The organism is Rhizobium mulingense (assembly GCF_029194105.1).
In the GTDB taxonomy this organism is placed as follows: Bacteria; Pseudomonadota; Alphaproteobacteria; order Rhizobiales; family Rhizobiaceae; genus Rhizobium; species Rhizobium mulingense.
Window position 1 is genome coordinate 247,363 of record NZ_JARFVE010000008.1, and the last position, 19,952, is coordinate 267,314.

At 63.4% G+C, this 19,952-nt stretch carries 21 protein-coding genes and 2 pseudogenes; 19 read left to right on the forward strand and 4 right to left on the reverse strand.

The features are described 5' to 3' along the window. Nucleotides 1-377: 377 nt before the first annotated feature. The 4 genes and pseudogenes from PYR71_RS20160 (at nt 378) to PYR71_RS20175 (ending at nt 3,002) form a co-directional block, all read left to right on the forward strand. Nucleotides 378-693 (forward strand): annotated as a pseudogene (locus tag PYR71_RS20160) (co-chaperone GroES). Nucleotides 694-740: 47 nt separating this feature from the next. Continuing rightward, nucleotides 741-2,375: a chaperonin GroEL gene (gene groL / locus PYR71_RS20165; RefSeq protein WP_275620612.1), complete on the forward strand. Its 1,635-nt coding sequence runs from the start codon at nt 741-743 to the stop codon at nt 2,373-2,375. Nucleotides 2,376-2,435: 60 nt separating this feature from the next. Further along, nucleotides 2,436-2,834, forward strand: a complete 399-nt coding sequence (locus tag PYR71_RS20170; protein ID WP_275620613.1) for a hypothetical protein — start codon at nt 2,436-2,438, stop codon at nt 2,832-2,834. 15 nt (nt 2,835-2,849) lie between these two features. Then, nucleotides 2,850-3,002, forward strand: a complete 153-nt coding sequence (locus tag PYR71_RS20175; RefSeq protein WP_275620614.1) for a hypothetical protein — start codon at nt 2,850-2,852, stop codon at nt 3,000-3,002. 112 nt (nt 3,003-3,114) lie between these two features. Here the strand turns inward: PYR71_RS20175 and PYR71_RS20180 are convergent, their stop codons facing one another. Beyond that, nucleotides 3,115-4,020, reverse strand: coding sequence for a S1C family serine protease (locus tag PYR71_RS20180; RefSeq protein ID WP_183915310.1), 906 nt, complete (start codon nt 4,018-4,020; stop codon nt 3,115-3,117). 218 nt (nt 4,021-4,238) lie between these two features. Here PYR71_RS20180 and PYR71_RS20185 point away from each other — a divergent pair, with 218 nt between their 5' ends. Together PYR71_RS20185 and PYR71_RS20190 are read left to right on the forward strand one after the other, a co-directional pair. Further along, nucleotides 4,239-5,642 carry an aminotransferase-like domain-containing protein gene (locus PYR71_RS20185; RefSeq protein WP_275620615.1) on the forward strand — a complete coding sequence of 468 codons (1,404 nt, stop codon included), beginning with the start codon at nt 4,239-4,241 and terminating at the stop codon, nt 5,640-5,642. Between the two features lie 211 nt (nt 5,643-5,853). Continuing rightward, entirely contained in the window at nt 5,854-6,222 is a 369-nt protein-coding gene (locus PYR71_RS20190; protein WP_183915306.1) for a DUF983 domain-containing protein, read from the forward strand. A 3-nt stretch (nt 6,223-6,225) separates the two neighbouring features. Here PYR71_RS20190 and PYR71_RS20195 read toward each other — a convergent pair whose 3' ends face one another. After that, nucleotides 6,226-7,119: a LysR family transcriptional regulator gene (locus tag PYR71_RS20195; protein ID WP_275620616.1), complete on the reverse strand. Its 894-nt coding sequence runs from the start codon at nt 7,117-7,119 to the stop codon at nt 6,226-6,228. A 153-nt stretch (nt 7,120-7,272) separates the two neighbouring features. On the opposite strand from PYR71_RS20195, the gene PYR71_RS20200 reads away from it, so the two are divergent. From PYR71_RS20200 to PYR71_RS20215, 4 genes are all read left to right on the forward strand, one after another. Beyond that, nucleotides 7,273-7,884 (forward strand): glutathione S-transferase family protein, encoded by a 612-nt coding sequence (locus PYR71_RS20200; RefSeq protein WP_275620617.1) that lies wholly within the window; start codon nt 7,273-7,275, stop codon nt 7,882-7,884. A gap of 43 nt (nt 7,885-7,927) precedes the next feature. Beyond that, complete coding sequence (locus PYR71_RS20205) at nt 7,928-8,854, forward strand: pyridoxamine 5'-phosphate oxidase family protein (RefSeq protein WP_275620618.1); 927 nt, start codon at nt 7,928-7,930, stop codon at nt 8,852-8,854. 78 nt (nt 8,855-8,932) lie between these two features. Beyond that, nucleotides 8,933-9,394, forward strand: a complete 462-nt coding sequence (locus PYR71_RS20210) for a nuclear transport factor 2 family protein (protein WP_275620619.1) — start codon at nt 8,933-8,935, stop codon at nt 9,392-9,394. Between the two features lie 20 nt (nt 9,395-9,414). Then, a complete protein-coding gene (locus PYR71_RS20215; RefSeq protein WP_183915296.1) occupies nt 9,415-9,975 on the forward strand; it encodes a TetR/AcrR family transcriptional regulator in 561 nt (186 codons plus the stop codon). Nucleotides 9,976-9,984: 9 nt separating this feature from the next. Here PYR71_RS20215 and PYR71_RS20220 read toward each other — a convergent pair whose 3' ends face one another. Next, a complete protein-coding gene (locus PYR71_RS20220; RefSeq protein WP_183915498.1) occupies nt 9,985-10,146 on the reverse strand; it encodes a hypothetical protein in 162 nt (53 codons plus the stop codon). 156 nt (nt 10,147-10,302) lie between these two features. Between PYR71_RS20220 and PYR71_RS20225 the strand changes: the two are divergent. Together PYR71_RS20225 and PYR71_RS20230 are read left to right on the forward strand one after the other, a co-directional pair. Beyond that, a pseudogene (locus PYR71_RS20225) lies at nt 10,303-10,976 on the forward strand (hypothetical protein); the annotation flags it as partial. A gap of 33 nt (nt 10,977-11,009) precedes the next feature. Then, the gene (locus tag PYR71_RS20230) at nt 11,010-11,315 is read left to right on the forward strand and encodes a Dabb family protein (RefSeq protein ID WP_183915292.1); all 306 of its coding nucleotides are present in this window, start codon (nt 11,010-11,012) and stop codon (nt 11,313-11,315) included. Between the two features lie 199 nt (nt 11,316-11,514). On the opposite strand, the gene PYR71_RS20235 is transcribed toward PYR71_RS20230, so the two are convergent. Then, on the reverse strand, nt 11,515-12,738 hold the full coding sequence (locus tag PYR71_RS20235; protein WP_275620620.1) for an MFS transporter: 1,224 nt from the start codon (nt 12,736-12,738) through the stop codon (nt 11,515-11,517). Between the two features lie 337 nt (nt 12,739-13,075). Between PYR71_RS20235 and PYR71_RS20240 the strand changes: the two genes are divergently transcribed. From PYR71_RS20240 to PYR71_RS20270, 7 genes are all read left to right on the forward strand, one after another. Beyond that, complete coding sequence (locus tag PYR71_RS20240; RefSeq protein ID WP_004670343.1) at nt 13,076-13,324, forward strand: hypothetical protein; 249 nt, start codon at nt 13,076-13,078, stop codon at nt 13,322-13,324. Nucleotides 13,325-13,378: 54 nt separating this feature from the next. Further along, nucleotides 13,379-14,050, forward strand: a complete 672-nt coding sequence (locus tag PYR71_RS20245) for a response regulator transcription factor (protein ID WP_064682001.1) — start codon at nt 13,379-13,381, stop codon at nt 14,048-14,050. Continuing rightward, nucleotides 14,040-15,443: a sensor histidine kinase gene (locus tag PYR71_RS20250; protein WP_275620621.1), complete on the forward strand. Its 1,404-nt coding sequence runs from the start codon at nt 14,040-14,042 to the stop codon at nt 15,441-15,443. The genes PYR71_RS20245 and PYR71_RS20250 overlap by 11 nt, the downstream gene beginning before the upstream one ends. 118 nt (nt 15,444-15,561) lie before the next feature. After that, entirely contained in the window at nt 15,562-15,987 is a 426-nt protein-coding gene (locus PYR71_RS20255) for an RT0821/Lpp0805 family surface protein (RefSeq protein WP_183915288.1), read from the forward strand. 201 nt (nt 15,988-16,188) lie between these two features. Next, the gene (gene ccmI, locus PYR71_RS20260) at nt 16,189-17,319 is read left to right on the forward strand and encodes a c-type cytochrome biogenesis protein CcmI (protein ID WP_275620622.1); all 1,131 of its coding nucleotides are present in this window, start codon (nt 16,189-16,191) and stop codon (nt 17,317-17,319) included. After that, a complete protein-coding gene (gene ccmE, locus PYR71_RS20265) occupies nt 17,316-17,777 on the forward strand; it encodes a cytochrome c maturation protein CcmE (RefSeq protein ID WP_275620623.1) in 462 nt (153 codons plus the stop codon). Before ccmI ends, ccmE begins: the two co-directional genes overlap by 4 nt. Further along, a complete protein-coding gene (locus tag PYR71_RS20270) occupies nt 17,774-19,768 on the forward strand; it encodes a heme lyase CcmF/NrfE family subunit (RefSeq protein WP_275620624.1) in 1,995 nt (664 codons plus the stop codon). The genes ccmE and PYR71_RS20270 overlap by 4 nt, the downstream gene beginning before the upstream one ends. The last annotated feature ends 184 nt before the right edge of the window (nt 19,769-19,952 follow it).

A 19,952-nucleotide genomic window follows, 5' to 3' on the forward strand; every position in this document is an offset into this window, starting at 1 on the left:
ATGCACGCCGGAACGACGTCACATATGCGCTATCGAGAATTCGGTGGTGTATGGCGGGTCGTAGGTCTCTGACACCGCGAAGCCAAGTCGGCCATATCGACGAGGCCTATCGTTACACCTTGATTGAGTTTAAATCAAGATAAATTCCGATTTCTTTATGAAAAACACTGAATTAATTCTTTGCTATGGCGAATAAAAATGGAGCGTGATGGCGCATAATTTCTATTTTTACAAAATATCAGGTTGGATTGATTTCAGGATTTTTTCGAAAAATTTCCTGCCATGAACAATATTTCTTGGCACTCCTATCAATCGAGTGCCACAAGTGCTATTTATGGATTGCAGCCGCCATACGCGCCGGCAGCAGAAAGACCTCAATGAAATTCCGTTCACTTCACGACCGCGTCGTCATTCGGCGTGCAGAAGGCGATGTCACATCCAAGGGCGGGATCATCATTCCAGACGGCCAAGGAAAAGCCGCAGGAAGGCGAAATGGTTGCAGTCGGCCCTGGCCTGCGTGACCAAAGCGGCAATATAGCCCCGCTTGATGTCAAGGTCGGTGATCTGATCCTGTTTGGAAAATGGTCCGGGACGGAGGTCACGATCAATGGCCAGACCCTCCTGATCATGAAGGAGGCCGACATCATGGGCATCGTGGAAAAGAGCGAGGCGGCCGCCGACAAGGCCGCCTGACGGTCGGATTTCCGACCCTCATCTCAAGACCGAACTGGATAGAAATCATGTCTGCCAAGGAAATCAAATTCTCCACCGATGCACGCGATCATTTGCTGCGTGGCGTCGAATTACTCAACAATGCCGTCAAGGTGACGCTCGGTCCGAAGGGCCGCAACGTCGTCATCGACAAGGCCTATGGCGCGCCGCGCATTACCAAGGACGGCGTCACCGTCGCCAAGGAGATCGAGCTCGCCGACAAGTTCGAGAACATGGGCGCGCAAATGGTGCGCGAGGTGGCTTCGAAGACCAATGATCTCGCCGGCGACGGCACGACGACGGCGACGGTGCTCGCCGCCTCCATTTTTCGTGAGGGCGCAAAGCTCGTCGCGGCCGGCATGAATCCTATGGATCTCAGGCGCGGCATCGATCTCGGTGTTGCCGCCATCGTCAAGGAGATTCAGGCGCGGGCGAGGAAGGTCAAATCATCAGGTGAGATCGCGCAGGTCGGCACCATTGCCGCCAATGGCGACGCCGCCGTCGGCGAGATGATCGCCATGGCGATGGACAAGGTCGGCAATGAGGGCGTCATCACCGTGGAAGAGGCGCGGACCGCCGAGACCGAACTCGACGTCGTCGAGGGTATGCAGTTCGACCGCGGCTATCTCTCACCTTATTTCGTCACCAATGCCGAGAAGATGCGCGTGGAGCTGGAGGATCCCTATATCCTCTTGCACGAGAAGAAGCTCGGAAGTCTGCAGGCGCTGCTGCCCATTCTGGAGGCCGTTGTGCAGACCGGCAAGCCGCTTCTGCTCATCTCGGAGGACGTCGAAGGCGAGGCGCTGGCGACGCTTGTCGTCAACAAGCTGCGCGGCGGCCTGAAGGTCGCGGCCGTTAAGGCACCGGGTTTCGGCGACCGCCGCAAGGCTATGCTCGAAGACATTGCCGTGCTCATATCAGGCCAGATGATATCCGAGGATCTCGGCATCAAGCTCGAGAACGTCACGCTCGATATGCTCGGCCGCGCAAAGCGCGTGCTGGTCGAGAAGGACAGCACCACGATCATCGACGGCTCCGGCGAGAAAGCGGCCATCCAGGCGCGCATTCAGCAGATCAAGGCGCAGATCGAGGAGACCACTTCCGATTACGACAAGGAAAAGCTGCAGGAGCGCCTGGCGAAACTCGCCGGCGGCGTCGCGGTCATCCGCGTCGGCGGCGCAACCGAGACGGAGGTCAAGGAAAAGAAGGACCGCATCGACGACGCGCTGAACGCAACCCGTGCGGCGGTCGAAGAGGGCATCGTGCCCGGCGGCGGCGTGGCGCTATTGCGCGCGAAGTCCGCGCTGACGGGAATGGTTGGGGAGAACGCCGACGTGACGGCCGGCATGTCGATCGTGCTCAGAGCGCTCGAAGCCCCGATCCGGCAGATCGCCGAGAATGCCGGGTTCGAGGGCTCGATCATCGTCGGAAGACTCGCCGGCAGCAATGATCAGAATCAGGGCTTCGACGCACAGACCGAGACCTATGTCGATATGGTCGAGGCCGGCATCGTCGATCCCGCCAAGGTCGTGCGCACTGCTCTGCAGGACGCCGGCTCGATCGCGGCGCTGTTGATCACCGCCGAGGTGATGATCGCCGACATTCCAGCAAGAAATTCTGCGCCCGCAGTCGGAAATGGCGGCATGGGCGACATGGGATACTGAAAGCCTGAACCGATCCGGCGTCGCCGGACGGCAAACCCGAAGTAGACAAGGAGAATTCCAATGTCCGTGCAGAGCAGCAGCAAGACATCAATCAGCCAGCGTTTCGACAGTTACCAGCCATCCAAGACGCTTCTCGTCTGGGCCTGCCTCGTCACGGCAATCGCCACGATGGTCATCGGGTTCAGCTGGGGAGGTTGGGTAACAGGTGGCACATCGAGCAAAGCGGCAGCAGCCGCCGGTGACATTGCACGCGGAGAACTGGCGTCCGCCATTTGCGTCGAGCGGTTTAATGCGGCGCCGGACGCCAGCGCTAAACTGATCGAGTTCAAGGCGCTTACGGAAGGTTACAAGCAGCGTCAGTTCATTGAAGCCGGCGGTTGGGCGACCATGCCCGGGCAGACTTCTGCCGACAGCCGAAGTGTTCAAGGCTGCACCACGGCGCTTGCTGTCGGGACCTGACCAATGATTCGTTTCGTGAACAAGGCCGGCCTGCAGCCGCCCGCAGAAGAAGCTGGTGGCAACGGCTGCAAGGAAATTCAGGCGGCGGCCGATCGGCATGGAAAAGCAAACAACGCCCGCGCGCGCCGCCGGACGGCGAGCGCGCCGGACGATGGCCGGCTGATCTGAGGTCTGTTTTAACGAGCATGGGTCTCTGACGCTCATCGGAATGGGGGGCGGAAGGCGGTGCGCCTCTCGACGATCATACTCGCGCAACGGCTTTTTCGATTCTGGTGCGGCCCTACTGCAGCTGCGGCTTTCTGAGAAAGCTGTTGCGGTCGGCGGATTTGACGCGCAGCCAGGCTTCGCGGCCGTTGCGCAGGATACGCATCGGAATCTCGGCGCCGGCTGGGCCACTGCTCCAGAGCTTGCGGTAGAAATCGGCCAGGCCATCGACCTCTTCGTCACGGATCTCGGAGATGATATCGCCCTGACGCAGGCCGGCCTGGGCGGCCGGACCGCCCTCGGCCACACTCATCACCACCACGCCGCTATTGCTCTCGGCGGAGAATGCACCGAGCCAAGGCCGTGGCGGCTTGTTGACCTGACCGCGGTTCAGGAGGTCGTCGAGGATCGGCGGCAAAAGATCGATCGGCACGACCATATTGATATCGGCGACCTCGCCATCCTGGCTCATCTGCAGGCGAAGCGAACCGATGCCGAGAAGCTTGCCGTCGGCGCCGATCAGCGCTGCCCCGCCCCATGCGGGATGGGCCGGTGCGGTAAAAATCGCCTCATCCAGCAGGTATTCCCAGTAGCCGGCGAACTCCTGCCGGGCGACGATGTTTGCCTGGACGAACTCGCCGATTCCATCGGCAAGCACGACGGGATCGCCGGGCCTGGCGGCGGCCGCATCGCCGAAATCCACCGCCGGGGCGTTCAGAACGCCGAGCGCCTGCACCAGACCGAAGCCGCTTTCCTGATCATAGGCAAGGGGATGGGCGGGAACCACCCGGCCGTCCTGGGTCGTCAGCCAGACTTCCTCGGCCTCGGTGATGAGATAACCGATGGTCAGCACCAGACCGTTGTCGCGAATGACGACGCCACTGCCCTCCCGGACGGTGCCCAGCGTCTCCGCCGTGAAGGCATCTTCCGGTATGGAGGAGCGGACGGCCACGACTGACCGCAGGATCGGATCGATATTCATGCTTTTTCCCGAGGGCGCCGCCGCGCAAGACCAAAAGCCGGCGGGCCTTCTTAATAGTTAAGAAGATGAGGGCGTGGCGGCAAGGCTGGCGTGACGGGAATTTCCGCACACGCATGCCGCACGCGTAGGTATACCGGGGAATATCCGGGGGTGACAGCGCCGCTGCGCAACAATATACAGTCAATCCCATCAGGAATCAGACGGGCACGGATCATGACATGAAGGACTGGCATCCCGATCTCAGCCGCAGCAGCAGCCCGCGTTACATGGCGATTGCCGATCTGATCGAAATGGATCTGCGCAACGGCCATCTGGCGGTTGGAGACCGGCTGCCGCCGCAGCGCGACCTCGCCAAGCGGCTGAATGTCGATTTCACCACCGTGGCCAGAGGTTATGTCGAGGCGCAAAAGCGCGGGCTTGTCGAGTCGCATGTCGGCCGGGGCACCTTCGTCACCGGCCGCGCTGGCAAGGCGCGGCCGGACTTCGCGCCTGACGCCGTACCCGATCCGCGCCGCGCATCGATTGTCGACTTCTCGATGAACATGCCGCCGGAACCGGATGATCCGGAACTGATCGCCGGCATGCGCGAGGGCATGTCGGCGGTGGCCGCAAATCTCGTTCCGCTTCTGCGTTACCAGGGCTTCGGCGGCTCCGGCATGGATAAGGACGCCGCCGCCGCCTGGCTCGGCCGCCGCGGGCTCACGCCGTCGCAGGAGCGGATCTTCGTCACGCCGGGCGCCCATCCGGCCCTGCTGGCGATCTTCGGCCTGCTGGCAAAGCCGGGCGAAACCGTGCTGTCGGAAATCATCACCTATCCCGGCATGCGCTCGATCGCCGCCCAACTGCGGCTCAATCTCGCCGGCCTGCCGATGGACGAGCACGGGGTCCTGCCGGAGGCCCTTGCCAGCGCCTGCGAGCGGTTGAAGCCGAAGGCGCTCTATCTCAATCCGACGCTGCAGAACCCGATGACGCTGACGATTTCAACCGGCCGGCGCGCGGAAATCGCGGCCGTCGCCCGCAGATATCAGCTGCCGGTCGTCGAGGACGATGCCTATGGCTTCATTCCACCGCAAGGTCCGGCGCCGCTTGCGGCAATGGCGCCGGATCTCACGTGGCATATTGGCGGCCTGGCGAAATGCCTCGGCGCGGGCCTGCGCCTTGCCTATGTCGTGGCACCCGACAGCAAGGCCGGATGGCCTTTCGTCAGCGCCATGCGCGCCAACAACGTCATGGCTTCACCTTTGACCATGGCGCTCGCCACGCGCTGGATCGAGGACGGCACGGCCGATGCGATCCTGCGCTTCGTCCGCACCGAGGCCGCCGCCCGCCAGCAGATGGTTGCCGCCATCCTGCCGGCCGGCAGCTACCGCGCCGATCCGATCAGCTTCAACATCTGGCTGCCGCTCGCCAATGGCTGGACCCGTTCCACCTTCGGCAGCCATATGCGTTCCTCGGGCATCGGCGTCGTGGCAAGCGATGCCTTCACCGTCGAGGGCGCCGCCCCGGAAGCGGTGCGGGTCTGCCTCGGCGGCCCGATCACCCGGGAGAGACTGCACGGCGCACTGGAATTCATGGCCCATGCGCTGGAAGGCCCGCCGGAGATGGCGGCGTCGTTCTTCTGATCCCGACAGTTTTCAACTTGGCCTCAGGCCCGCTGCGGGTCTCGTCCCCTTCGATGATATGATGCCTGCGGATGCCCGGTCGGCAGCCGGCGGGATCTGCGGCATTCTGGCAAGTTGACTGGTAGTTGAGGCGTAATGTATTTATATTGAATGCATCCATCTGTGTGGCATTGATTGGCATGATCTGCATGCCAGAGAAGACGAGGTTATCATGGATACCGACTATCCCCCACTTGCTCCAATGCAGACCGGCGTCAGGGGACGCTGCCCGCGTTGCGGCCGGGGTCATATGTTCAACGGATTCTTGACGCTGCAGCCGCAATGCGAGGTCTGTGGCCTCGATTATGCCTTCGCCGATCCGGCGGACGGCCCGGCCTTCTTCGTCATTTGCTTCGCCTGCATACCCAGCGTGCTGCTCGGCGTCTGGCTGGAGGTGGCGTTTTCGGCACCGATCTGGGTGCAGCTTCTGGTCACCGGCCCCTTCATGCTCGCTACCTGCATTCCGCCGCTGAGGCCGCTGAAGGGCTGGCTGGTGGCCAGCCAGTATTTCTACAAGGCGGAAGAGGGTAAACTCGCCTGAAGTCTATTTCAGCGTCGAGCGCAGGCGCGGCGCGGCGAAATCGATGAGCGCCCGCAGTTTCAGCGGCACCAGCCCCTGCGAGGGGTAGACGAGCTGCACCGGTGCCGGCGGCGGTTCGAAATCCTGGAGCAGCGGCACCAGCAGGCCCGCCGCTGCGGCGCGTGCCGCCTGATAGGAGAGCACGCGCGTAATACCGAGACCGGCGACGGCCGCATCGACGGCGGCCTCGGCGGTGTTGACCGCAAGCCGTGAGCGGATCGGCACCGCGAGATCCCGCTTCCCCGCCGTGAAGGTCCAGCTCCGTATCGAGGCCATGTTCTCGAAGGTGATGCAGTCATGTGCGGAAAGATCGCCCGGCTGCCGGGGTGCCGAGTGCCGCGCGAGATAATCCGGGCTGGCATAGACGGTGCGGCGGATCGCGCCGAGCCGCGTGGCGATCAGGTTGCTGTCGGCCAGGGTGCCGATCCTCAGCGCCAGGTCGATGTGATCCTCGACGAGGTTCGACAGCCGGTCGCCGAGCATCAGCCGCAGATTGATGTCGGGATAGGCCTTCAGGAAATCCACCACGACAGGCAGGACGTGCAGCCGCCCGAAAACGATCGGCGCGGTCATCGTCAGCTCGCCCTTCGGCGCGCTGTATTCGCCGGCGGCCGTCCGTTCCGCTTCTTCCACCCGGTTAAGAATTTCCCGCGCCGCCTCCACATAGGAGCGTCCGGCCTCGGTCAATGTGATCTTCCGATTGCTTCTCTGCAGCAGCTTGGCGCCGAGACGGGCCTCGAGCTCGGAGACCTTGCGGCTGACGGTTGCAAGCGGTGAACGCAGATGCCGCGAGGCGGCCGACAGGCTGCCTTGCTCGACGACGGCAAGAAGCACGCTCATGGCGTCGAGGCGGTCCATTTTATCCTTCCAGCAATTGGGAACATGCCTTCCGGAATAGCATCCTACTGCTGCTCATTGGAAGGCAGTAAATTCCGTGCAGATGGTTCGAAGCTGCCATCGCCGCAAGGCCGTGGCCTTGTTCCCGCCCCATCAGACACCAGAGGAACCGTCATGAAACTCTACCATCATCCGCTGTCCGGCCATTCGCACCGGGTTCACCTGTTCCTATCGCTGCTCGGCGTGCCTTACGAACTGGCTGAGGTCGACCTGGCCGCCGGCGCTCACAAGGCTCCGGAATTCCTGAAACTCAATGCCTTTGGCCAGGTGCCGGTGCTCGACGACGACGGAGCGGTCATTTCCGATTCCGCCGCCATCCTCGTCTATCTCGCGCGCAAATATGGCCGCACCGACTGGCTGCCGGAGGATATATTGACAACGGCGCGGATTCAGAAATGGCTCTCGGTCGCCGCGGGCGAGATCGCCTACGGACCTTGCGCCGCCCGTCTCGTCACCGTCTTGGGCGCCAATTTTCGTGCCGACGAGGTGATTGCCCGGGCGCACCGCGTTCTCACCCTGGTTGAGGCGGAGCTCTCCGGCCGCAGCTTCCTGCTCGGCGACAATCCGACGATCGCCGATATCGCGCTTTACAGCTACATCGCCAATGCGCCGGAGGGCAATGTCGACACCGCGCCCTATCAGGCCGTGCGCGCCTGGCTTGCCCGCATTGAGGCGCTGCCGGGTTTCGTCGGCTTCCGCAAGACCAAGATCGGCTTGGCCGCATAGAGATCCGTCCCCGATCGAAAATCGTGCCCGAAAGGAGGCCGTAATGCTGGAGCACTCAGGAGAAGAAACCGCATCGCCCTGGCATCGGGGTGAACTTGCCATGCAGCGCAGCCTCGGCGTCGTCGAGCGCATGGACGGGCCGGGGCGGAATTTTGTCCGCAAGGTGATGCCCGAGCAGCACCGCGCCTTCTTTCCGATGCTGCCTTTCGTCGTGCTTGGCACGGTCGATGCGAAGGGCGACGTCTGGGCGACGGTGCGGGCCGCGCAGCCGGGTTTCATGTCCTCGCCGGAGCCGGAGACGCTTGAAGTCAGCCTGCCGCGCGAGCCCGCCGATCCCGCCGATGACGGCCTGGAGGATGGCGCTGCCGTCGCGATGCTCGGCATTCAGCTCGAGACCCGGCGGCGCAACCGGCTGAATGGCGTAATCCGCAGGATGGATCCCGGCGCCTTCCGCCTGCGCGTCGGCCAGAGCTTCGGCAATTGTCCGCAATATATCCAGCCGCGCGCCGCCGCCTTCGTCCGCGATCCCGATGTGCCGACAGCGCAGCCGCCGCTTCGTTCCCACGTCCTCGACGATCGCGCAAGGCGGATGGTCGAGAGCGCCGATACGTTTTTCGTCGCCTCCTATGTCGACCGGGAGAATGGCGAGCGGCAGGTCGACGTCTCCCATCGCGGCGGCTATGCCGGCTTCGTGCATCTCGGCGCCGACGGCGCGCTGACCGTTCCCGACTTTGCCGGCAATCGTTTCTTCAACACGCTCGGCAATTTCCTGGTCAATCCGAAGGCCGGGCTGGTCTTCATCGATTTCGAAACCGGCGACATGCTGCAGATGACCGGCAAAGTCGAAGTGCTGCTCGATTCGCCTGAGATCGCCGCCTTTCCCAAGGCGGAAAGGCTGTGGCGCTTCACGCCCGAAAACATCGTGTTTCGCCCGGATGCGCTGCCGCTGCGGTGGACCTCCGACGTCTAAGCTCGAGCGGCGCCGGACGCAGCCTTGCGAACCTTGTACCGATCAGTAAACTGATAACCATCCAGTACAGGAGACACCATGTCCAGCCTTGTTCCGCCTTTCACCCTCGAAACCGCCACACAGAAAGTCCGCCTCGCCGAGGACGGCTGGAACAGCCGCGACCCCGAGCGCGTCTCGCTCGTCTATACGCCGGACAGCCGGTGGCGGAACCGCGCCGAATTCATTGCCGGCCACGCCGAGATCGTCGCTTTTCTCACGCGCAAATGGGCCAAGGAGCTGGACTACCGGCTGATCAAGGAGATCTGGGCCTTCACCGACAACCGCATTGCCGTGCGCTTTGCCTATGAATGGCACGATGACAGCGGCAACTGGTTCCGCTCCTACGGCAACGAGAATTGGGAATTCGATGCGGCCGGCTTGATGCAGCGCCGTTTTGCCTGCATCAACGATCTGCCCATCCGGGAAAAGGAGCGCAAATACCACTGGCCGCTCGGCCGACGTCCGGACGATCATCCCGGTCTGACTGAGCTCGGCCTCTAGAGCAGGAAGAATTCAAGCCGGTGAAGACCGTTTATGAACGCGCCGACATCGTGCCGCTGCTTGCGGAAATCTTCCGCGAGCTCGGCTATGAGGGCGCCACGCTCAGCCGCATCACCGAGCGCACCGGCATCGGCAAGGGCAGCCTTTATCACTTCTTCCCGGGCGGTAAGGAGGAGATGGCTGGCGCCGTGCTCGCCGATATCGATGGCTGGTTTGAAGAAGCGGTCTATCGGCCGCTGCGAAATGACGATGCCCGTCAGGCGATCGCGGCGATGTGGCTCAACGTGGCTGATTATTTCCGCTCCGGCGGCCGCATCTGCCTTGTCGGCGCTTTCGCGCTCGACGGCACCCGCGAACGGTTTTCGGCGGCGATCGGCGACTATTTTATCCGTTGGATTGAGGCGTTGCGTTCGGCGTTGATGCGGGCGGAGTGTGCCGAGCGGGAGGCGCAGACGCTTGCCGAGGAGGGCGTCTGCGGCATTCAGGGGGCGCTGGTACTGTCGCGGGCGCTCAAAGATGAAGCGGTCTTCACCCGGTCGCTGGAAACGTTGGCGAAGCGGCTTGAGGCTGCGACGCGATGACGGCAGCCCTTACATCCGCGCCGCTTTGCCTGTATCTCTCGGCGCTGCGGTTGAGGCTGCCGGGGCGGGCGGGCTGTTCTCGCGCTCAAGGCGAATCTGGCGCCACTCATTCTCCATCTGGTCGACGAGGTGCTGGGGAATGGTGGTCTGGGTATTGGCGGGCGCCTGCATCGGAAGTCTCCTCTTGCGGTGGTAAGGCTTCAGGGCACCGAAATGAATTGCACAAGATAAAAGCCGTGTAAATCAGTGCCTTAGGCACTTCAAACGATTAAGTAGATTTTAATCGATTAAGACGGTTTTAACCACGAGACTCCCGAGGCGCGCGGTATGGTTGTTCACATAGATCGGATGTTCTTTTTTGATGCGGTGCGCCAGGAGCTCTTTAAAGGAGAGCTAACTCAGCCTCAGGTAGAGGGCATTGCGGCGATTCTCGACGCCTGGGAAAGGCGATTTGCGCAGGCCGATCGCCGATGGCTCGCTTATATCCTCGCAACCGCTTACCACGAGACCGCCTATACGATGCAGCCGGTCCGCGAGACGCAGGCGCAAAGCGATACCCGCGCCGTCGAGATCCTGGAGGCAGCCTTTGCCGCAGGCAGGCTTTCCTGGGTAAAGGCGCCCTACTGGCGGCCGGACGAGAATGGCCGCTGCTGGCTCGGCCGTGGACTGGTGCAGCTCACCCACAAGCGGAATTACGAGGCGATGAGCATGCTGACGGGCATCGACCTCGTTGCCGATCCTGATCGGGCGATGGAAATGGATGCGGCGGTGACGATCCTGATCGAAGGCATGCTGCAGGGCAGCTTTACCGGCCACAAACTTGCCGATCACTTGAACGCGGCGACCGAGGACTGGGTCAATGCGCGCCGCATCGTCAACGGCACCGACCGGGCGGAGAGGCTCGCGGCCTATGCCAAGGCCTTCCATGCGGCGATGCGTCCGGATGCCGCGCAGGGCAGGTCGCGCGGTTGAAGGCCGAGGGGCCGCGTGTTATCGCGCGGGCCGACCCTCTGAAATCAGACAGGAGCTTCCGCGTGATCCGCCATATCGTCTTCTTCACCGTGCAGAAGGAACATCTGGAGGAGGTGAGGGCCGGGCTTTCGATCCTGACCGCCATTCCGCACGCGCGGCTTTTGGAAATCGGCACCAATGTAAAGACCGATCAGCTGGGAACCGAGATTGATCTTGTCGTCTACGGTGAATTCGACGATGAAGCGGCTCTCGCCGCCTACAAGGCCCATCCCGATTATCAGCGCTCGATCGAGCGTGTGCGGCCGCTGCGGGAAAAACGCATCGCCGCGGACTACGACAGCCGCGCAGCGGTGACGCGGCCGCTCTGAATCGGCAGGCGTCGGCTGCCGGCCGATGTTCGCTAAAATTTCAAAGGGATAAGCAGCTTTCCGGACTCGCGGCGCCGGATGTTGAATTCAGCCGTGAGCCACCGGACCCAACTTTCGAAAAATCGGCGGCAAACGATTTAAAAGATTCGTCAAACGCGACAGTTCACTCGTCAGCGCCAGGCGGCGTCCTTTCCAGACCTCATGAAACGGCCGGGCTCGGCTGCGCTGCCCACGCGCCGCGCAGCAGCGCCATCAGCATCAGCACGAAGGTCAGCGACAAGGCCGCGAGAGCGGCGGCGGCGAAAAGCGCCGGGCCGGTGCCGGCGCGGTCGAGGATGGCGGTGAAGACGACCGGGGCGATCGCATTGGCGAGGTTCTGCGGCAGCGACAGCCGGGCCGATTGCAGGCCGAACTCGCGCGGCGAAAACAAAGCGAGCGGCAGAAGCGCGCGGGCGACGGTCATGACGCCGGAGCCGAAGCCGTAGAGCACAACGAAGGTGACGAGCAACGGCGTCGACGGACTGGCGGCCAGCATCATCAGGAAGCTTATCAGCATCAGGCCGATGCCCATGGCGGCGCTGAGGATGGGGTTGCCGCGCCGGCCGAGCAGCATGTCGAGGAAGCGCGCCGAAATGCCGAGGACGCCGCGGGCCGAGCCGAGCTGCAGCGCCAAGGCCGGCGCGGCGCCGGACTGGCGGAAGATCTCGAGCAGCGAGGGCGAGATGCCGAAGGTGATGAAGGTGGTGATGGTCGTCGTCGCGGCGATCAGCAGGAAGGCCTTGCTCCCGGCCGCCTTTGACAGTGGCACCGGCGCGATTTCGGCCGCGCCGCCGTCGACATGGGCCGCGATCGGCTTCGGCAGGGCGAAAAGATGGAGCGGCAGGCAGATGAAAAATTGCAGGCCTGCGCAGATGAGGAAGGTGAGGCGCCAGCCGACGGCTTCGTTGAGCAGGCTGAGGACCGGCCAGAAGATGGCGCTCGAAAGCCCGGTGAACAGCATCAGGGCGGCGATGACGCGCTTGCCGTTCATCCCTTCGCGCTCGACGACGGCGGTATAGGCGGGCGCCGACAGGCCGAGCGCGCCGCCGATGCCGATCACGATCCAGGCGGCGGCGTAGAGGATGATGCCGTTGGCGACTGCCAGCAGGCAGAGGCCGAGGGCAAAGGTCAGGGAAGCCGCCGAAAGCACCCGGGCGGCGCCGTAACGGCCAAGCCAGCGGCCGGTCGCCGGGCCGACGATGGCGCTGACCAACATCATGATCGTCAGGCCGGCAAACGCCACCTCGTTCGCCATGCCGAGATCGGGCGCCACGATGCGGCCCATCACTCCGAGCATGTCGAAGGTCGTACCCCAGCCGATCAGCTGGGTGATGGCGAGCACGAAGACCGTCTGCGCCGAGCGGAAGCGGAGGGAGTTTGGCATTGGTGCTGAAATGGCCTGAATGCGGGAGCCGCAAGGACATAACAGTTTCAATCTGCCGGTAAAAGCTGCGATTGTAATTTCCGGCAGCCCGCCGCGCGTGGCTTGACCCGAGCGTCACCGCCCAGCCTGCCGTGTGTGTCTGGGCCGAAGACTTCTATTCCGTGTGCAGAAGGCCGCCGAAGGCCGCTGCGGCATCGGTTTTCGGCAGCTGACACCGGCTGTCGCCGGCAGTCGAGAACGGTTCTGAACACCCTGTATTACAGCGCATTCATTTGCCATTCAGGTCACGTGAGTACATAGTCGCAGCAAGTTGGAACTACCCTTGAAAGCATAACACATGGCCTTTCCTCTGAGCGTCGCAGTAGTGGCCGCCGGGCTGGTGGCATCGGCGCCCTCATCGGACGGCGCGGGCACCCTCGTCCTGCGCGTGGCAGGCGATTGCAGCGCCGCCGCAGCCCAGGTCGTCGAGCAGACAGGCGGCCAGCTCCTGTCGGTGCAACCGGTGGGCGATAGTTGCATCATCACCGTTCTGGTGTCGGGCAACGGCCAGCGTCCGCGCAAGGTGACGGTAAAGGTTCCGATGTAGGCGGAATCGGTCTATTCAGAACATGATCGATTTGAAGCGGACGAAGGCGGACCGATGCGCATCCTGGTAATCGAAGACGACGTCAACCTGAACCGGCAGCTAACCGACACGCTGAAGGAGGCCGGTTATGTCGTCGATCAGGCGTTCGACGGCGAGGAGGGACATTTCCTCGGCGATACCGAACCCTATGACGCGATCATCCTCGATATCGGCCTGCCGGAGATGGACGGCGTCACCGTGCTCGAAAAATGGCGCGGCGCCGGCCGCGGCATGCCGGTTTTGATCCTGACGGCGCGCGACCGCTGGAGCGACAAGGTCGCCGGCATCGACGCCGGCGCCGACGATTACGTCACCAAGCCTTTCCATGTCGAGGAAGTTCTGGCGCGCATCCGGGCGCTGATCCGGCGCGCTGCCGGGCATGCTTCCTCCGAGATTGTCTGCGGGCCGGTCCGGCTCGACACCAAATCTTCCAAGGCGACGGTCAACGGCACGGCGCTGAAACTGACCTCGCACGAATATCGCCTGCTCGCCTATCTCATGCATCACATGGGAGAGGTCGTCTCGCGCACCGAACTGGTCGAGCACATGTACGATCAGGATTTCGACCGCGATTCCAATACGATCGAGGTTTTCGTCGGCCGTCTGCGCAAGAAGATGGGCGTCGACCTGATCGAAACGGTGCGCGGTCTCGGCTACCGCATCCAAGCGCCGAAACATGCGAATTAAGTCGCTCACCGCACGTGTGCTGCTGCTGACCACGGTCTGGTCGACGGTGGCGCTGGTGGTGATCGGCCTGCTGATCTCGACGCTCTACCGCAAGAGCGCCGAACGTGGCTTCCAGGATCTCTTGCGGGCGCAGCTCTATAACGTCATCAATTCGGTGACGATCGGCGATCAGGGGGCGTTGAGCGGCAGTCCGCAGCTCGGCGACCTGCGCTTTGCCCAGCCGAAGACCGGCTGGTACTGGGTGGTGGAGCCGCTCGGCACCTATACGACAGCGCCGCTGGTCTCGCCCTCGCTCGGCTCGGCGCTCATTCCGGTTCCCTCCGTCGTCGAGGCGCCCTTCGACAAGAATTACGAACGCTACTACCAGGTGACGGATGCCTCCGGAAACCGCGTGCAGGTCGCCGAAACCGAAGTGGTGCTTGATACCGACGGACGGGCGGCGCGCTTCCGCGTCACCGGCAATGTCGACGTCGTCGAGGACGATGTGCGCACATTTTCCCATAGTCTTTATCTGGCGCTCGCCGGTTTCGGCGTCGGCAGCCTGATCGTCAATGCGCTGGCGATTCTCTACGGCCTGAAGCCGCTCGACAAGGCGCGCGCCGCCCTGGAGCGCGTCCGCGCCGGCGAGAGCGAGCAGCTGAAGGGTGACTTCCCGCGCGAGATCCTGCCGCTTGCCAACGAGGTCAACGCCCTGATCGACAGCAACCGCCGCATCGTCGAGCGGGCGCGCATGCAGGTCGGCAATCTCGCCCATTCGCTGAAGACGCCGATCGCCGTGCTTTTGAACGAGGCGCGTGTGCTGGAAAAATCCCATGGCGAATTGGTGCGCAGCCAGGCGGAATCGATGCAGGGGCAGGTGCAGTCCTATCTCAACCGGGCCCGCATCGCCGCGCAGCGCGAATCCGTGCTCGCCCGCACCGATGCCGAGCCGGCGCTCGAACGGCTGGTGCGCGTCATGCGCCGCCTGAATGTCGACACCGAATTCGATCTCGTCGTCTCGCCGCCGCATCTCGCCGTCGCCATGGAGCAGCAGGATCTCGAGGAGACGGTCGGCAATCTCCTGGAAAATGCGGCGCGATTCGCCAAGAGCAGGGTCCGGCTTTCGGCCGTCGAGGCCGGCGAGGACGTCAAGGGAGCAGAGGCGAGCGCGCGCCGTCATTGGGTGGAGCTCGCCGTCGAGGACGACGGGCCGGGATTGGAGCCCGATCAGATCCGCGAGGCGCTGAAGCGCGGCCGCAGGCTCGACGAAAGCAAGCCCGGAACCGGGCTCGGCCTGTCGATCGTCACCGAGATTTCCAACGAATACCAGGGCCGGCTGGAGCTGTCCCGGGGTGAATGGGGCGGGCTGAAGGCGAAGCTTATCCTGCCTGGCGTCACAAAGGATGTTGCATGACCAACTGCTTGATGTCACAAGGATAGTGGCAAATGTATAGCATGCTTTGCCTTAATGCTGACACGGGGACGCTGCACTTCGATCGGCTGAAATTGACCTCTGATCGTGGTTCGACGCAATGATTCTACGCTCGCAAGGCATGATCGTTTCCATTTTGCTTCTTACCGTCGCGCTCACCGGCTGCACGACGACGAAGAGCGCTGCTTCGCGCGGCATTTTTTCCAGCAAACCCTCGGCATCGGCCGCCTTCATCACCGCGCTGCAGGGCGGGATAGTCGGCCGTAGCGGCGTCAGCTTGAGCGACAGCGACAAGCAAAGGGCGCTCGAGGCGGAATACCGGGCGCTGGAAGGGACAGCCGCCGGCCAGCCCGTGGTCTGGAGCGGCAAGGCGGTCACCGGCAAGGTGGTGGCGGCAGCACCCTACCAGGTCGGCTCGCAGAATTGCCGGCAATATACCCATACGCTGACGGTCGACGGCAAGGACACCGTGGCGCGAGGCGCTGCCTGCCGCAATGACGACGGCAGCTGGTCGCCGCTCGGTTAAGGTCTGATGCATGTCGCCCGGAAGTGTGCAGCGGTTCCCGGACAACGACAGGCATAAAAACAAAGAGCGAAAGCGCGTCGCATGGATTAAATTGGATGCGACGCGCTTTAAGCCTGCTGAATTGCGGCGAATAGCCTCAAATCTTCGTCATTCCGGCTTTGGCAGTTGGAATGGGCGCGCGCTTCACGTATTTGGGCCGCTATGCTGTTCTGGATTCTCGTTGCCGTTCTGACGGCAGCCGTCGCCGTCATTCTGCTTTACCCTCTTCTGCGTGGCGCGAAGGCGGCGGAGAACAGCCGCGCCGGCGAGGCGGCGGTCTATCGCGACCAGCTGCGCGAACTCGACCGCGATCTTGCCGGCGGGCTGATCACACCGGAAGAGGCCGATTACGCCAGGGCCGAAATCGGCCGGCGGCTGATCGCCGTTGCTGCCGGTGAACCGGAGACGATGCCGAAACCCGCACGACATCACCGTGTCACCGAAGCCTTCGTTCTTCTGATCCTGCCGGTCCTCGGGCTCTGTCTTTACTTGACGACGGGCAGGCCGGATCTGCCCGCGCAGCCGCTGGAAGCGCGGCTGGAAAACCCCGGCAATGACGTGGCGGTGCTGATCGCGAAGGCGGAACGGCATCTGGCCGAGAATCCCGATGACGGCAAGGGCTGGGACGTGCTGGCGCCGATCTATGTCCGCACGATGCGGGTCAATGATGCGCTGGTCGCCTACCGCAATGCGATCCGGCTTCTCGGCCCGAGCCCGATCAGGCTCGACGGGCTTGCCGAGACGCTGATGGCGGTCTCCGACGGCGTGGTGACCGACGAGGCGCGCCAGGCGCTGGAACAGTCGCTGACGCTGGAACCCGACAATCCGCGTGCCCGCTTCTATGTCGCCCTCAGCATGGAGCAGGCGGGACGGGCCGACGAGGCGCGCCGAGCCTTCGAAGCGCTGGCGCAGCAATCGCCTGCCGATGCGCCCTGGCTGCCGCTGGTCAATGAACATATCGCCAAGAACGGCGGCGCGGCTGCCCAGCCTTCGGCGCCTGGCGGCCCAACGTCGGAAGACATGGCGGCGGCCGAAAACATGAGCGCCGGCGATCGGCAGCAGATGATCCGCGGCATGGTCGAAAGCCTCGACGCCAAGCTGAATGCCGATCCCAACAATTTCGAGGGATGGATGCGGCTCGTCCGCTCCTACGCCGTATTGAACGATAAGGATCGCGCAGCCGACGCCCTGAAGCGCGGGCTTGCGGCTTTTCCGCCGGCGGGTGAACAGGGCCGTCATTTGCTGGCTCTTGCCAGGGAACTTGGCATTGCCACGGAGGGAATGACGCAATGACGCGCAAGCAGAAGCGCCTTGCGGTGATCGCGGGCGGGATGGGTTTCATCATCGCGGCGGTGCTGTTGGTGATGTTCGCCTTCAGCCAGTCGGTCGCCTATTTCTACATGCCGGCGGATCTGGCGAAGACCCCGGTGGCGCCGGAGACCCGCATCCGGCTCGGCGGCTTGGTGGGCGCAGGCAGCGTCGTGCGTGGCGCCGGCTCGACGGTGGAATTTTCCGTCACCGACGGCAGCGCCAATGCCGTGAAGGTAAAATATACCGGCATCCTTCCCGATCTCTTCCGCGAAGGGCAGGGGGTTGTCACCGAAGGCATGTTTGCCTCAGGCGGCAACGTTTTTGTCGCCGACACCGTGCTCGCCAAGCATGACGAGACCTATATGCCGAAGGAAGTGGCCGACAAGCTGAAGGCGCAGGGCCTGTGGCAGGATGGCCAGGAAGCGAAGGGGACGCCATGATCATCGAGATCGGTCATTACGCCCTGGTGCTGGTGCTGGCGACGGCGCTGATCGTCTCGATCGTGCCTGTCATCGGTGCCCGCCGCCATGACCGGGCGATGATGGATGTGGCGACATCAGGCTCGCTGGCGATGTTTGCGCTTGTCGCCTTTGCCTTCGCCGTGCTGACCTATGCCCATGTCGTCTCCGACTTCTCGGTCGAGAACGTCTGGGAGAATTCGCATTCGCTGGTGCCGCTGATCTACAAATATTCCGGCGTCTGGGGCAATCACGAGGGATCGATGATGCTCTGGCTGTTGATCCTGGCGCTGTTCAGCGCACTGGTCGCGATCTTCGGCGGCAACCTGCCGGAGACGCTGAAGGCCAATGTGCTTGCCGTGCAGGCCTGGATCTCGCTCGCCTTCACCCTGTTCATCCTGCTGACCTCCAATCCCTTCCTGCGGCTCGATCCGGCGCCGGCCGAAGGCCGCGATCTCAATCCGGTGCTGCAGGATATCGGTCTCGCGATCCACCCGCCGCTGCTCTATCTCGGCTATGTCGGCTTTTCCGTCTGCTTCTCCTTTGCCGTCGCAGCCCTGCTTGAAGGCAGGATCGACGCCGCCTGGGCGCGCTGGGTCAGACCGTGGACGCTGGCTGCTTGGACCTGTCTGACGCTCGGCATCGCCATGGGCTCCTACTGGGCCTATTACGAGCTCGGCTGGGGCGGCTGGTGGTTCTGGGACCCGGTCGAGAACGCCTCCTTCATGCCGTGGCTCGCCGGCACCGCGCTTCTGCATTCGGCGCTGGTCATGGAAAAGCGCGAGGCGCTGAAGATCTGGACGGTGCTGCTCGCTATCTTGACCTTTTCGCTGTCTCTGATGGGCACCTTCCTGGTGCGCTCCGGCGTGCTGACCTCGGTGCATGCCTTTGCCAGCGATCCCTCCCGCGGCGTCTTCATCCTCTGCATCCTGCTGATCTTCATCGGCGGCGCGCTGTCGCTGTTTGCCTTCCGCGCGCCGAAGCTCTCGGCCGGCGGGCTATTTGCGCCGATCTCGCGCGAGGGAGCGCTCGTCCTCAACAATCTGATCCTGACGGTCGCCTGCGGTACGGTGTTGACCGGCACGCTCTATCCGCTGCTGCTGGAGACGCTGACCGGAGACAAGATCTCGGTCGGGCCGCCCTTCTTCAACCTGACCTTCAGCCTGCTGATGGCGCCGCTGCTCGTCATCGTGCCGTTCGGGCCGCAGCTTGCCTGGAAGCGCGGCGATCTGCTCGGCGCCCTGCAGCGGCTCTACATCGTCGCAGCTCTGGCTTTCGCCGCCGCAGTAATCCTGTTCTATATCCAGCATGGCGGGCCGGTGCTCTCGGTGCTCGGGCTGGCGGCCGGGTTGTTCCTCATCTTCGGCGCCATTGCCGATCTCTGGTATCGCGCCGGCATCGGCAAAGTAGCCGGAAGCATCGCCTGGCGCAGGCTTGCCGGCCTGCCGCGCTCGGCCTTCGGTACCGCCCTTGCCCATGCCGGGCTCGGCGTCAGCGTGCTCGGCATCGTCGCCGTCACCACCTTCCAGAGCGAGCATGTCGTCGAGATGAAGCCGGGCCAGACGGTCGATGCCGGTGGTTACAGCCTTGCGTTCGACGGCATGCGGCCGGCGAGGGGGCCGAACTATAGCGAGGAGCGCGGCCACTTCACCATCCGGCGCGCCGGGGTTGCGGTTGCCGACACCTGGTCGGCCAAGCGCCTCTATACAGCCCGGCAGATGCCGACGACCGAGGCCGGCATCCTGACCTTCGGCCTCAGCCAGCTCTATGTTTCCTTGGGGGACACCACGACGGACGGCGGCATTGTCGTGCGCATCTGGTGGAAGCCGTTCATCCTGTGCATCTGGGGCGGCGCCCTGATCATGGCCGCCGGCGGCCTCGTCTCGCTCTCCGACCGCCGCTTGCGCGTCGGCGCCCCGCGCAGGAAGGCGAAGGCAAAACCCGTGCAGCCTGCGATGGAGCCGGCAGAATGACGGGCGCCTCCTCCTTCTCCTCATTCCTGTCCTCGGGCTTGACCCGAGGATCGTCACAGGAATCCAGCGCGCCCAGGGACTTGGGCGCAGGAGACTCGTTGAGTGGCGGTATACTTTCATTCACGGCGCGGACGCGCCGTGGCTGGATTCCTGTGACATCCCTCGGGCGAAGCCCTGAGGACAC

Coding starts and splice junctions, on each gene's coding strand:
- groL (WP_275620612.1), top strand. CDS start 741: ATGTCTGCCAAGGAAATCAAATTCTCCACCGATGCACGCGATCATTTG.
- PYR71_RS20170 (WP_275620613.1), top strand. CDS start 2,436: ATGTCCGTGCAGAGCAGCAGCAAGACATCAATCAGCCAGCGTTTCGAC.
- PYR71_RS20180 (WP_183915310.1), bottom strand. CDS start 4,020: ATGAATATCGATCCGATCCTGCGGTCAGTCGTGGCCGTCCGCTCCTCC.
- PYR71_RS20185 (WP_275620615.1), top strand. CDS start 4,239: ATGAAGGACTGGCATCCCGATCTCAGCCGCAGCAGCAGCCCGCGTTAC.
- PYR71_RS20190 (WP_183915306.1), top strand. CDS start 5,854: ATGGATACCGACTATCCCCCACTTGCTCCAATGCAGACCGGCGTCAGG.
- PYR71_RS20195 (WP_275620616.1), bottom strand. CDS start 7,119: ATGGACCGCCTCGACGCCATGAGCGTGCTTCTTGCCGTCGTCGAGCAA.
- PYR71_RS20200 (WP_275620617.1), top strand. CDS start 7,273: ATGAAACTCTACCATCATCCGCTGTCCGGCCATTCGCACCGGGTTCAC.
- PYR71_RS20205 (WP_275620618.1), top strand. CDS start 7,928: ATGCTGGAGCACTCAGGAGAAGAAACCGCATCGCCCTGGCATCGGGGT.
- PYR71_RS20210 (WP_275620619.1), top strand. CDS start 8,933: ATGTCCAGCCTTGTTCCGCCTTTCACCCTCGAAACCGCCACACAGAAA.
- PYR71_RS20220 (WP_183915498.1), bottom strand. CDS start 10,146: ATGCAGGCGCCCGCCAATACCCAGACCACCATTCCCCAGCACCTCGTC.
- PYR71_RS20235 (WP_275620620.1), bottom strand. CDS start 12,738: ATGCCAAACTCCCTCCGCTTCCGCTCGGCGCAGACGGTCTTCGTGCTC.
- PYR71_RS20240 (WP_004670343.1), top strand. CDS start 13,076: ATGGCCTTTCCTCTGAGCGTCGCAGTAGTGGCCGCCGGGCTGGTGGCA.
- PYR71_RS20245 (WP_064682001.1), top strand. CDS start 13,379: ATGCGCATCCTGGTAATCGAAGACGACGTCAACCTGAACCGGCAGCTA.
- PYR71_RS20250 (WP_275620621.1), top strand. CDS start 14,040: ATGCGAATTAAGTCGCTCACCGCACGTGTGCTGCTGCTGACCACGGTC.
- PYR71_RS20255 (WP_183915288.1), top strand. CDS start 15,562: ATGATTCTACGCTCGCAAGGCATGATCGTTTCCATTTTGCTTCTTACC.
- ccmI (WP_275620622.1), top strand. CDS start 16,189: ATGCTGTTCTGGATTCTCGTTGCCGTTCTGACGGCAGCCGTCGCCGTC.
- ccmE (WP_275620623.1), top strand. CDS start 17,316: ATGACGCGCAAGCAGAAGCGCCTTGCGGTGATCGCGGGCGGGATGGGT.
- PYR71_RS20270 (WP_275620624.1), top strand. CDS start 17,774: ATGATCATCGAGATCGGTCATTACGCCCTGGTGCTGGTGCTGGCGACG.